The sequence below is a fragment of the Amphritea sp. genome (assembly GCF_050300915.1).
Taxonomy (GTDB): Bacteria; Pseudomonadota; Gammaproteobacteria; order Pseudomonadales; family Balneatricaceae; genus Amphritea.
On the sequence record NZ_JBNKYN010000106.1, the window covers coordinates 1 to 12,798 of the forward strand.

At 50.8% G+C, this 12,798-nt stretch carries 11 protein-coding genes; 7 read left to right on the forward strand and 4 right to left on the reverse strand.

Features of this window, described 5'->3' with window-relative positions; genetic code table 11:
* The 5 genes from ACQY8X_RS19315 to ACQY8X_RS19335 form a co-directional block, all read left to right on the forward strand.
* Window positions 1-965 (forward strand): acetate--CoA ligase family protein (locus ACQY8X_RS19315; protein WP_428036765.1); only part of this gene is annotated, 965 nt, incomplete at its 5' end.
* Window positions 965-3,046, forward strand: a complete 2,082-nt coding sequence (locus ACQY8X_RS19320) for a 3-hydroxyacyl-CoA dehydrogenase NAD-binding domain-containing protein (RefSeq protein ID WP_428036766.1) — start codon at window positions 965-967, stop codon at window positions 3,044-3,046. The genes ACQY8X_RS19315 and ACQY8X_RS19320, both read left to right, overlap by 1 nt.
* 5 nt (window positions 3,047-3,051) lie before the next feature.
* A complete protein-coding gene (gene pcaF / locus ACQY8X_RS19325; RefSeq protein ID WP_428036767.1) occupies window positions 3,052-4,257 on the forward strand; it encodes a 3-oxoadipyl-CoA thiolase in 1,206 nt (401 codons plus the stop codon).
* Window positions 4,258-4,527: 270 nt separating this feature from the next.
* Entirely contained in the window at window positions 4,528-5,595 is a 1,068-nt protein-coding gene (locus ACQY8X_RS19330) for a porin (RefSeq protein ID WP_428036768.1), read from the forward strand.
* Window positions 5,596-5,940: 345 nt separating this feature from the next.
* Complete coding sequence (locus ACQY8X_RS19335; RefSeq protein WP_428036769.1) at window positions 5,941-6,861, forward strand: LysR family transcriptional regulator; 921 nt, start codon at window positions 5,941-5,943, stop codon at window positions 6,859-6,861.
* A gap of 31 nt (window positions 6,862-6,892) precedes the next feature.
* Here ACQY8X_RS19335 and ACQY8X_RS19340 read toward each other — a convergent pair whose 3' ends face one another.
* From ACQY8X_RS19340 to ACQY8X_RS19355, 4 genes are all read right to left on the reverse strand, one after another.
* Window positions 6,893-7,918 carry an AbrB family transcriptional regulator gene (locus ACQY8X_RS19340; RefSeq protein WP_428036770.1) on the reverse strand — a complete coding sequence of 342 codons (1,026 nt, stop codon included), beginning with the start codon at window positions 7,916-7,918 and terminating at the stop codon, window positions 6,893-6,895.
* Window positions 7,919-8,492: 574 nt separating this feature from the next.
* Window positions 8,493-8,708 (reverse strand): hypothetical protein, encoded by a 216-nt coding sequence (locus ACQY8X_RS19345; protein ID WP_428036771.1) that lies wholly within the window; start codon window positions 8,706-8,708, stop codon window positions 8,493-8,495.
* 93 nt (window positions 8,709-8,801) lie between these two features.
* A complete protein-coding gene (folD, locus tag ACQY8X_RS19350; RefSeq protein WP_428036772.1) occupies window positions 8,802-9,695 on the reverse strand; it encodes a bifunctional methylenetetrahydrofolate dehydrogenase/methenyltetrahydrofolate cyclohydrolase FolD in 894 nt (297 codons plus the stop codon).
* Window positions 9,696-10,039: 344 nt separating this feature from the next.
* The gene (locus tag ACQY8X_RS19355; RefSeq protein WP_428036773.1) at window positions 10,040-11,281 is read right to left on the reverse strand and encodes a leucine-rich repeat-containing protein kinase family protein; all 1,242 of its coding nucleotides are present in this window, start codon (window positions 11,279-11,281) and stop codon (window positions 10,040-10,042) included.
* A gap of 251 nt (window positions 11,282-11,532) precedes the next feature.
* Between ACQY8X_RS19355 and ACQY8X_RS19360 the strand changes: the two genes are divergently transcribed.
* Entirely contained in the window at window positions 11,533-12,495 is a 963-nt protein-coding gene (locus ACQY8X_RS19360) for a hypothetical protein (RefSeq protein WP_428036774.1), read from the forward strand.
* 67 nt (window positions 12,496-12,562) lie between these two features.
* On the forward strand, window positions 12,563-12,798 hold a 236-nt coding region (locus ACQY8X_RS19365), incomplete at its 3' end, for a hypothetical protein (RefSeq protein WP_428036775.1).

Sequence of the window (12,798 nt, forward strand, 5' to 3'; positions counted from 1 at the left end):
CACTGGTTGTTATTATCGGCTCTTCAGGTCTGGCAATGCCTGATCTGGTGGTCGGTGCGATTACTGACTCGCTCGATGTTAACGACAAACCGGTTCTGGCATACGTCAGCCCCTATGCTCCAGACACCCTGAAACGACTGAACCGCGCAAAAATACCAGGATTCAGTTCACCAGAAAGCTGTAGCGCTGTGCTTGAAGCATTGCACTTTACCGGACAGCCGCTGCTGTCAGCCGGTGCTGCGGGCGCAACCATTAACATTGCAAATCTGGATAAGATACCTGGCGGATCAATAGATGAAGCTGCGGCAAAAGCACTGTTCCGCGAAGCGGGTATTCAGGTGCCTGAAAGCCGTATCGTCACCTCCCGCGAAGAAGCAGTACAGGCAGCCCGCGAACTGGGTGAACCGGTGGTTCTGAAGATTCTTGACGCCAGTCTGCTGCACAAGAGTGATATTGGCGGTGTGGCCCTGTTCCTGAATGCTGAGAATATCGGTGATCGGTTTGAGCAGATGATCAGTGAGGTTCAGTCTCACATCGGTCGCTGCCCGGATCAGTTCCTGGTTGAAGCGATGGTTTCCGGTGGCCATGAGCTGATTCTCGGTGCCAACCGTGATGCGCTTGGCACCGCCATTCTGCTGGGTGCCGGCGGTGTAACCGCAGAACTGTATAAAGACACCACTCTGTGCATGCTGCCCGAACAGGGGGGACTGAATCTGGATCAGGCCAAAGCGATGATGCAGAAATTAACCATCTGGCCATTGCTGGAAGGTTACCGTGGATCAAAACCACGGGATACCGACGCCCTGGCACAGGTCATCGTTAACTTTTCAGCGCTGATCTCCGCATTAGGTGACAAGGTAGTGACCTCAGAAATTAACCCACTGTTTGTATTGCCTGAGGGTCAGGGAACGGTTGCCGCTGATGCTGTGCTGGTACTCGATGATGAGACCGAAGGAGCACAGTAATGAGCACACCCAACACAGGTGGCCAGGTTCACCTGAAACAGGAAGGTGATATCGCGGTTATCACTCTTGATAATCCTCCGGTTAACAGCAGCACTGATGCGGTGAGAAGAGGTATTCTCGCCGCGCTGGGGGCGATTGATATAAACCAGACAAAAGCGGTAGTGCTGACCGGCGCGGGTAACAATCTGATGGCAGGCGCGGATCTGCGTGAGCTCGAAAACGAGCCCACCGAGCCCACCCTGCCGCAGGTCACCAGCGCACTTGAAAGCTGTCCGGTGCCCGTTATTGCTGTGGTAAAAGGCCACACCCTCGGTGGTGGTCTGGAGCTGGCGCTGGCATGTGATGCTCGCCTGGCTGATGCCGCTGCCACCCTTGGGCTGCCCGAAGTATCAGTGGGTGTTATTCCCGGCGCAGGTGGTACTCAACGCCTGCCCCGGGCAATAGGTCTGCCTGCTGCGCTGGATATGATTGTCTCTGGTAAACCGGTTAAAGCGGCTAAAGCACTTGAGCTGGGACTGGTAGATCAGTTACTCAGTGAAACTGAAGCCGAGGCCCAGTACACAGAGATTCTGACCTACGCGCAGAGCTACAACGGTGGCAAGCAGCCACTGAGTCAGCGTGAGGTGGCTCCTGCCAATGAAGCAGTGCTTCAGGCGCAGGCGAAAAAGCTGATCTCCCGTTCCCGCGGGCTGCCTGCTGCAGCCGCTGCCGCAGAAGTAGTGCTCACCGCTGGAAAACTCAGTTTTGCTGAAGCGGTTGCGGCAGAGCGCAGCCAGTTTCTCGCCCTGCGCGGCAGTCAGGCGGCACAGGCTCTGCGCTACCTGTTCTTTGCTGAACGTGCCGAACCCTATACTCCCAGCCAGGCCATTGAGCCACGCCCACTGAAACGGGTATCCATAATTGGTGCCGGAACCATGGGAAGCGGCATCGCCCTCTGTGTGCTCAATTGCGGCTATAGCGTTGACCTGCTGGAGCTTAATCCTGATGCTCTCGAAGCCGGTGTTAAACGTATTGAAGCCGAGCTGGAGGGTGACATTAAGCGCCAGCGGCTGACCGCCGAAAAGCGTGATGCCTTGCTGGCACGGTTGAATCCAACCCAGGATATCAATAGCGTTGCAGGCACCGATCTGGTGATCGAAGCGATCATTGAAGATCTGGACGTAAAACGTTCACTGTTTAAAAATCTGGCCGAACGGGTGGATGAAAATACCCTGTTGGCAACCAATACCTCCTATCTGGATATCGACCAGATCGCCGCTGATATCCCTAACCCGGAACGGGTTCTGGGGCTTCACTTCTTCAGCCCGGCTCACCGTATGCCGTTACTGGAAGTGGTTAAAAGTGCCGCCACTAGCGAGCAGACCCTGACCACCGCAAGTGCTTTTGCCAAACGGCTGAAAAAGAAAGCGATAGTGGTGACCAATTCATGGGGGTTTGTAGGCAACCGTCTCTACGCAGCGTATCGCCGTCAGTGCGAATTCCTGCTGGAAGAAGGCGCCAGCCCTGAACAGATCGATGCCGCTCTGGAAGCTTACGGCTTTGCGATGGGTCCATTTAAGGTCGGCGATATGTCGGGCCTGGATATCGCCTGGAGAATGCGCCAGCAGACAGCCGACACCCGGCATCTGCGCCGCTATGTTGGCATCCCGGATCTGCTTTGTGAAGCCAACCGTCTGGGCCGTAAAACCGGCAAGGGTTACTACCTGTATGGCGACGATAATCGTCCTCAGCCTGATCCTGAAGTGGCGCGCATTATTGCCAACTACCGGGCGGAAAACGGTATCGAAGCGAAACCTTTCAGTGATGAAGAGATTCAGCAACGTGCAGTGATTGCCCTGATCAACGAAGCGTTGATGCTTCTTAGTGAAGGCGTTTGCCAACGTGCTGCAGATATCGATATTGCACTGGCACACGGCTACGGCTTCCCTCGCTGGAGAGGCGGCCCGATCTTTATTGCACAACAGATGGGCCGTGACGCCCTGAATAGCGCCCTTGATCAACTGGCTGCCGTTAGCGGTAAAGGCCATGAACGCGGCGACGCAAACTTGCTAACCCCTAACGCTGACGCAGCTGAGGAGTGATACCAATGTCAGAAGCTCTGATATGTGATGCAATCCGTACCCCATTTGGCCGCTTTACCGGTGGTCTGTCCTCAATCCGTACCGATGATCTGGCAGCACTGCCGATTCAGGAACTGATGAAACGTAATCCGGATCTCGACTGGGGTCTGATTGACGATGTTATTTACGGCTGTGCCAACCAGGCCGGTGAAGACAACCGTAACGTTGCCCGTATGGCGGCATTGCTGGCAGGTCTGCCCGTCACGGTGCCGGGTTCTACCATCAACCGCCTGTGCGGTTCTGGTCTTGATGCTGTCGGCAGTGCCGCCCGCGCCCTGCGTTGTGGCGAAGCTCAGCTGATGGTTGCCGGTGGTGTAGAAAGTATGAGCCGCTCTCCCTATGTGATGGCCAAGTCCGATAAACCGTTCGGCCGTAGTCAGCAACTGGAAGACACCACCATTGGCTGGCGCTTAGTCAACCCGAAGATGAAGACTCTGCATGGCGTCGATGCCCTGACTCTGACAGCCGAAAACGTCGCCGACGAAGAGGGCGTTTCGCGGGAAGACCAGGACAGCTTTGCCCTGCGCAGTCAACAGAACTGGAAAAAAGCCCAGGATGCCGGCTTCTTTGCGAAAGAAACCATGAGCGTCACTGTCACACAGCCACGTAAGCCGGAACAGATCATCTCGGTTGATGAGCACGCCCGTCCGGACACCACACCTGAAATCCTGGCTAAATTGAAAGGGGTTGTCAGGGAGGGGGGATCTGTCACCGCTGGAAACTCATCCGGTATCAACGATGGTGCCTGTGCCCTGCTGATGGCGACACCTGAAGCCGCCAAACAGCACGGTCTGACACCCCGTGCGCGCATCGTGGGCATGGCAACCGCCGGTGTCCCCCCCCGTATCATGGGGATGGGGCCGGTACCGGCAGTCGAAAAAGTGATGCAACTGACTGGTTTATCACTGGCGCAGATGGATGTCATTGAGTTCAATGAAGCCTTTGCGGCCCAGGCACTGGCTGTTTGCCGACGACTGGGGCTGGGGGATAATGATCCCAGGGTTAACCCTAATGGTGGTGCAATCGCTATCGGCCATCCACTGGGGGCTTCAGGTTCACGCCTGGTAACAACCGCCCTGAACCAGCTGGAACATATTCAAGGACGCTATGCGCTTTGTAGTATGTGTGTCGGCGTGGGTCAGGGTATTGCCCTGATCATTGAACGCATATAAAGGTCACCCTTTGGATAGGTTAGCATTCCTCAGGTGCTGACCTGTCTTTTTTAAAAAGAACAGACCGATCTCTTCGGGGGAGCTCATCAGAGACTCCCCTATTCCTGCTGCTCTCAAAAAACATACCATCAAAAATATAATCTATTATTTTTCATATAGATAGATGCGTTTTTAGCATAAATATATCGACTCAATACATTATTTATTTCCCCCTCTGTCTGTTAATTTTTCCACCTATAAATAAAACAAAAGAAAGAAGGTAATGACTTAATGAAACTAAAATCCTATGCAACCTGCGCACTCCTCTCTCTATTTCCACTAGCCTCTCAGGCCGTTGAGCTTGGTACTTATCAAGGCGTAAAACTTGATTTAGGCCTGCAGATCAACCGCGCCCTGATGTATGCCGACGATGGCAGCACAAATGAGACGTTCTTTGTCGATAACGACAACAGCAGCACCCGTTTCAGTCTGAAAGCTCAGTCTGAGCTTGACGACAAGATCAGTGTGGGCGCTCTGTTTGAGGTGGAATACCAGTCCAACCCATCCAACCTTGTTGATATGAATACCAAAACAACGGCATCACCAACACTGGACGAGCGGAAGATGGAAGCCTGGATCTCATCGAAAGAGTATGGTCGTCTGACCATTGGCCAGGGATCCGGTGCTGCCGATGGTAATATGGAGCGTGAACTTTCAGGTACCAATATTATCAACTGGCCAAACCCAAGCCTGATCGGTGGGGCACTGAAGTTTGGCGGTACCGGACCTAAAATTTCCTCAACTATGTCTAACCTGGACTTTGAAGGCCGCTACGACCGACTGCGCTATGATTCGCCTAAATTTGGTCCAATATCACTGGCGGTAAGCCAGGGCGCGAATAAAGGTAATGATGTCTCTGAAATCGGTGCCCGCCTGAAAACCAAGCTTGACTCGGGTATTCAACTGGATGGGGCTCTGGGTTATTCCTATAACTCCGGTGCAACCTATGACACCAAGACAGTTGGCGGTTCTTTCGCTATCGCAATGGAAAATGGCCTCAATGCAGCCGTTGCAGCAGCAAAATCCAGCGATGACAATGCGGCAAACCCAGACTCTAAGTTCCAGTCTGTCAGCGTAGGTTATAAGAGCGGTAAGCATGCGGTTAACGTCCTGTACGCAGTGGCCAAAGACCGGGATCTGAAAGATGATAAAAGCACCGCTGTTGGCGTAGGATACGTGTATCACCCACAAAAATGGATGGATCTTTACGCCGGTTATAAGGTTCACAGCCTAGATCGTAGCGGAACAAACTATGACGATATCTCAGTTTTAACCACAGGTATCCGTCTGAAGTTTTAATCCCTGACCCGGGACAGCCTGACGCCCCCTTCCGTCGGGCTGCTCCCCCCTCCAAAGCCGTGCCAAACTGGCAGCGCGTCCCTCCTCAACCCCTCCCCTTCAGCCGCCATAACCCAGGCCGTAGCCATTACAATAAGTAATGGACTGTCAAATATTTCATCTGCGTAATCCCTTTCAACATCCGTTATGATTACCTGAGACGTAACACCGCAGAAAAATATAAACAATGTAAGGTGCACACTCCCCCTGCGAGCAGTCTGGCTAGTTAACCTGTTAAAACCGATTTACCCGCACCTTCCTGAAGCCATACCAACTCAACCATTCTAATAAAAACAGAGGTATGACATGGACATAAAGAAACTGAGAGGTTTCAGAGCTGTTGTTAACAGTGGATCCATAGCCACCGCGGCGGAATGGATGCATCTGAGCCAGTCCGCCATGAGCCGGCTGATCTCCAGTCTTGAGGATGAGCTTCATCTACAACTGTTTGAACGCCGTAACCGACGGGTTGAGCTGACGGTGGAAGGCAGCGCCTTCTATTCAGAAACAGAAAGACTGCTGGCAGGGCTGGATGATATCCCGCGTATTGTCAGTGATATTAAGAGCGCCAAATCCCGGCGTTTACGAATTGTGGCTCTGCAACGGGTGGCCGCCAGCCTGGTCGCCCCGGCGCTGGCAAGATTTTCATCAACCCACCCCCAGCAACGCTTTTCAGTGGATATTCGCCACCGGGCAGATATGGAACGCTGGATCGGCAGCGAATATTACGATATTGGTCTGTGTGTCTCTCTGCCCTGTGAACACCCACAGATCCGCAGCGAAAAACTCTATAGCAGCCGCATCATGGCCGCTCTGCCACTTAACCATCCTCTGGCCAGAGAAAACCAGGTGACCGCAGCGCAGTTAGCCGACTATCCACTGATCGGTCTCGAACAGGGGCAACCCCCGCGACGGCACTCAGATGAAATCTTCAGCAATGCCGGTATCGATATCGAATATACCCTGGAAACGACGTCCAGCGTCTTCGCCATTCAGATGGTGGCGAAGGGGATGGGAGTCTTTATAACAGATGCTCCGGGCGCTGCTAACGCCCTGGATGGCAGTTATGTTCTGGTGCCAATCACACCGGCCTACGAACTGACCTTTGCGGCAATCTATCCCAGAAGCAGTACCCCCTCCCCCATGGTTGGCGAGATTATTCTCGAGTTTAAGAATTACATTCAGCAGCATTTCCCGCCTGATCAGGTGTGGATTCCAGACAATTAAACCGACGTTGTTTAAGCAGCAACAGGCCCGGTTACTTACCGGAATCAACCGCAGCAAGCCGCTTGCTGCGCCGATGAATCAGGGCCAGCATCCAGGGTACATTGGGCAGTATCATAAAAATTCTTACCAGGTGGAAGGCGGTAATCAACGCCACATCCTCATGTAAAAACTGCGCGGTCAGAGCCATCTCAGTCACGCTTCCCGGTGCGGCACCCAGCACCAGCGCTCGCCAGCTCATCTCGCTAAACTGCGCCACCACCAACGCTACTGCGGCACCGGAAAGAATCAATAGTGAAGCGGTAACACAGATACCGGTAACCAGGCGACCAGCCCGCTGAAACAGCTCACGCCTGAATGTTGAACCCAGCCAGGTGCCAAGCAACACCTGCCCCAGCGCCAGCACCTCATAAGGATAGGGTGATACCGGAATAATTCCCGACGCTGAAGCGGTACAGGAAAACGCCAGCGCCCCCAAAAAGAAGGGACTATTTATCTTTAATACATAAAACAGAGCGCAGGTGGCCGCAGCTCCCAGACTGACACAAAGCATACCGAAATAGTTCAGCTCCACACCTACTGGCTTCTGTCCTACCGGCACCGTATCAGAAAGATAGTAGAGCGCCATCGGGATAATAATCACAATGGTCGAAATCCGTAATGTCTGGGCAAAGATAACCGGGCCGGGGTCACCACCATATACTTTGGCCAGATTACCCATCTCTACCGGACCACCCGGCAGACAGGAGAGGAACGCTGTGACCGGGTCTGCGCCAGTCATTTTTTGCAACAGACGCGACAGCAGGAACCCTAGGAAAATAGTCGCCAGAGCGACCCCCAGAATAGCGATACCGTGCCCCAGCACCGCATTCACGGACTCTCCGGTGAAATGCAGTCCAACCTGAACGGCAATAATCATCTGTCCCAGAGGACGGGTGCGTACAGGGATATCGACCGGACGGATAAACATATTCACCAGAGCGGTACTGACCAGTGGGCCAATCATCCAGGGCAGAGGCAGATGTAAACGGGCCGCAGTGTAACCCGTTAAAACAGCCAAAATGTAGCAACCGAATAATTGTATAAACCGTTTATAAGTCATGGAACTGATACCTGATAGCACGCCACTGCAGATAGAACCGGATTAAGAGTCGCCTGCGCCCCTGCGGCTAATGAAGCGTTATATAGAAACCGAACCGCTATCCACCTCAGAAAAACCAAGGCCAGAAAAGGATGGGAGAATAATGGCCAATTATATCGCTTAAAAACGGACTAAATATTGCGTCCACTGCATCTATATATGCATATTTATCATGCGGTTATCCTGTGTAAATAAACATGCCAATAGTATAAAAAATACGATCGGCCTCTTTATCTCCCAACCCACACCACTCTTAAGCTTGCTTTCCTGTTCGAGACAGCGGAGAAACATCCGGCACACCAGTGATCGCATGCAGACCGGAGTTCACCATAGTGCCCTGCGCCCAAAGAAAGTTTCGATGTCTGCCAGCAAACTCCGAAAGCAGTTTCCTTCAATTGGACGCAGGATAAGATCGTTCAGAATTCCGTCTTCAGCATGGGTGATCAACAACTACTGATACGCTCTATTGCACACGTAGACCGTTCGCGGGGTGTCAGTAGCGGGATAAATTGTGCGGCGTCGGCCCGGTAATCTCGACCTGACATTCAGCTTCAACATCACACAGAATGGCATCGCTGGCCAGATTCCAGCAGTTCAGCTCCGGAGGTTTTAGAACTGGCAGAGTGGTGATGTTACGATCCCACCGCGATGAGAGTTGATGCGAAGCTCTGACAAAGCGGTGTGGCGGAATGAGCATAACGGCAGTCACCAGCACTCATCCCGGGTAGTTCAGCCCCCCTCACCCAGCTGAGACTGATGCGTCCTCTGATAGGCAGAGCCTGTTGTGATGGAGTATGTATGATCAGACTGTCAGTCCATGGGGCTCAGGCAGAGAGCTGGCACGACAGCACGCGGTAACCGTATTGGCCAGTAAACAGGCAATCGTCATCGGGCCAACGCCCCCGGGAACCGGAGTAATTGCACCTGCGATCTCTTTGGCCGCGTCGAAATCTACATCCCCGACAAGCCGTGTGGTACCGTCGCTTTTCTCTATACGATTGATACCCACATCGATCACGGTCGCACCCGGTTTGATCCATGCCCCCTCGATGATCAGAGGCCGTCCCACTGCAGCAACAACGATATCGGCATTGGCCACCAGTTCAGGCAGATTTCGTGTGCGCGAATGCGCCACGGTTACCGTGCAACTCTCTCTCAACAGCAGTTGCGCCATCGGTTTGCCGACAATATTGGAGCGCCCGATCACCAGAGCATTCTGGCCCGACAGACTGCCACAATACTCTCGCAGCATCATCAGACAGCCCAAAGGGGTACAGGGCACCATCGCCTGCTGTCCTGTCGCCAGCAGACCCGCATTAGAGATATGAAAGCCATCCACATCTTTGGCAGGATCGATCGCATTAATCACTAAGGCTTCATCGATATGCTCAGGCAGTGGTAACTGAACCAGAATCCCGTGAACAGCCGGATCGGCATTAAGCTGATCAATCAGTGCCAGCAGTTCCGCTTCGGTTGTATCAACAGCCAGCTTATGCTCATAAGAGTTCATACCCGCCTCAACGGTTTGCTTACCCTTCGAGCGGACATAAACCTGAGATGCAGGATCCTCACCCACCAGCACCACTGCCAGGCCTGGAGTAATGTTGTGTTGTTGTTTCAAATAGGCTGTATGCTCAGCGACTCTTTCGCGTAATGCAACGGCGAAATTCTTACCGTCGATGATCTGTGCAGTCATGTTGTTCTTCTCATTTAGCGCTCGGCAAAGTGGGCTGAAAACCTGTGAGGCGGCGCCCTGATTCCGGGCAATCCATTCAGCGAGCTCATTATACCCTGTAATCAGGCACGCAGGAAAATGCGGCATACCCCCAAAAACCTATCCAGCCAGACGATCCAGCCCCTGATGATACGGATAGCTATTGTAGCCATTTCCCATCTATAAAAAGTGTCTGATCCCGCCGTGCATGACCCAATTGCGCAGCATTTACTTCGTGTAATCAGCATAAATAAAATGGGACTGCAAAGAAGGGCCTAAGCCTCAGCGGAAACTCTGCATAAAAAACTTGTATTTCTACAGCACCACTAGTGGGTGATTTTCTGTTTAAGGAGGCTATATTTATGGCTCTGCAGATCCGCTGCAGCACAAATACTCAACAGGTCATCAATAAAATGATGCAGTGCCCGCTGCTCAATCTGTCTGATCTTTTCCTGCTGTGTCTCTGTTAGCATGTGATACATACTGGCCGCACCAAAGTCGCCAAAAATAATGTTCGCATCTTCGTCATACAGGGTGTTATGGGCATACAGATCACCATGGCAGACTTGCTGGTCATGCAGATGGGTAAAGACACTCGCCATCTGCTGCACAATTTTATCGATCTGTTCGATGGATAGCGAAACACCCTCAGGGAAGTTGTCACGGGTACAACTCTGAAAACATGGCGGCAATCCCAGGTTGCGATAGTGCGGTGGAATCAGATTCATGATCAGCGCCAGATAGCCATTTTCATCCACCTGCGCCAATGGCTGAACCAGATTGGGATGCTCTCCAGCCTTTAAACAGGCGTGCAGTTCATCTTCCGGATAGCCATCAGAGGTCACCTCACCTTTAAACACTTTCACCGCTATCTCATCAGGAAAGTGGGTTTGATCCTCATTCCACACCGCTTTTGAAATCACACCTGATGCCCCCTGCCCCAACACTTCCTGCAGGGTAAAGCTTGATGGCCGTATTAGCGGAACAGAGTCAATTCTCAGGTCTGAGCGACTGAATGGATTACCGGAAAACGCAATCCAGGCGAGTTTCGGCAGATCAAGCAGCTGTTCAGGGCATTCACTCAACTGGTTAGCAGAGATACGCACTAGCTCAAGGTTGGTTAACTTAGCCATACTCTGTGGCAGATGGGTTAAGCGATTACCCGCTAAGGCTAACTTTTGTAACCGGGGCCGCTCGCCCAGCGTCTCAGGCAGAGTTTCAATCCGGTTATCCGTTAAGATCAGCCAGCGTAACCGGGACGATAGAGAGCTTTCCGGCACCCGGTTTATTTTATTCGCTTTGAAACCGACCATTTCTAAGTTCGCGCACTGACCCAGCACCTCTGGCAGCGTCTCAAAGCGGTTGTTTGAAGCAAACAAAATTTTAAGCTTGTACAGCTGTCTCAGCTCATCCGGCAATGAATCCAAGCGGTTGTGGGACAGGTCAAGAATTTCCAGAGTATCCGCCAGCGACAGAATCTCCATGGGGAAGGTGGTCAAATTTTCTGACAATTTCAGATGCTGAATACCCGCTAATTCGCCGGATTTTAACTGTGACAGAGTATGCAAAATAAAGAGTCCATGATGAGTCTGAGACAAAATTGCCGCTAGTATACAAGCGTTATCAGGGGGGCTCTAGGAGAATAGGGATATTGTTCGGGGCTTAGCTGTTTCGCTAAAACGACGAAGCCCAGAAACGAAGTATAAAAATCAGCGGGGCTCGACGCTTTTTCTGAAATTAAAATATATTTTAATTCACTTAAATTATCATTTATAGTAAAGAAAAAAGTAGCAAAAAAACTGTTACAGGAGCCAATATAATGGAAAAAATCAGCAGTTTCTTATTGTTCCTTACGTTGTCATTTCATGTTCAAGCAGACTTCACCGATAGCGATAAAAAAAACATACAGAGTCTCTGTTCAAGTCAGAAGTTTTCCCTTGAAATAGCAGAAAACATCTCTGGCTCTATACTTCTTTCGCCTTTCGACCCTAATGGTTTTCCACAAATTTATTATGCGAATCAATTAGCTAATCTCAAAGGGCTTAACTTTTTATGCCCAGAACTAAAAAAAGAATCAGTCACAAAGGCAATCGCTGCTTACAATAAACATGTTGAAGCGGCGTTAGCAGATAAAGATCAGGGTATATGTAGCTCTTACATAGAGAGTGTGTCCGGCAGTGTTGATCAGGCGTTTAAAAGCATTCCCCGGGAACCCTATTTAGTCGGTGCCAAAGCACATGGAAAGCTAGAGGTGTTAGATAAACTATTAAAGTCATGTAATAAACCCGACATCAAACAGTCAATATCGAACCAGTTAAAAATTACTGACTTCTTAAAAAAATCTGCTTTTACATATAACACCTGCCAACCATTAGTAAAAGATTTTCAATCTAACGTTGTATTATTCAACAGAGCATACAATGAGGATAAAGATGTAAAAGTAACGGCTGAAAATGCTATAAAAACCGTCTTTGAGAAGGGACAAAAAATGGTGAGCGCTGGTTGTGTCCAATACATACAAGATGCGCAAAACGTGTTAAACCAACTTAATGCAGCATTAAACGATCCAAACAGGGCTTCAAAAGTTGCCTGTAATAAGAGTATCAATCTTTATCAACAGAAAGTCAGTACATTAGACCACAGTCAGGATACAGATAGAATCGAGGAGTTCAATACAAAAGCGTTACCTGCTTTTGAGTCAGTAAAAAAGCATTGTGCACCATTTCCCGACACTGTAAAACAGCTCAAAACAGCCAAACAACGCTGGATATATAGAGAATAAAATTAGTTAATCGACTTTCATAGCACCAAAAAATTACAACGGATTAATTGAAGATAAGGACAAATTGATGAAACCTGAATTATATTCGATCTATATAGCCACGATGTTGCTGACCAGCACGGTGGCTACTCCGTCTTTTGCCAGCCCTACTACGGAAGATATTCCCGCTGGTGTTTCCCAGACAGAAGGACTATATGCGGGAACTTTTTTTTGCTCTTCGGGTGAAATGGGCATAACAATGTCCCTCAAAGACCAGGGAGTAGCCAATCCGGATAAATCAGATATTCATAAACGCTTGATTGG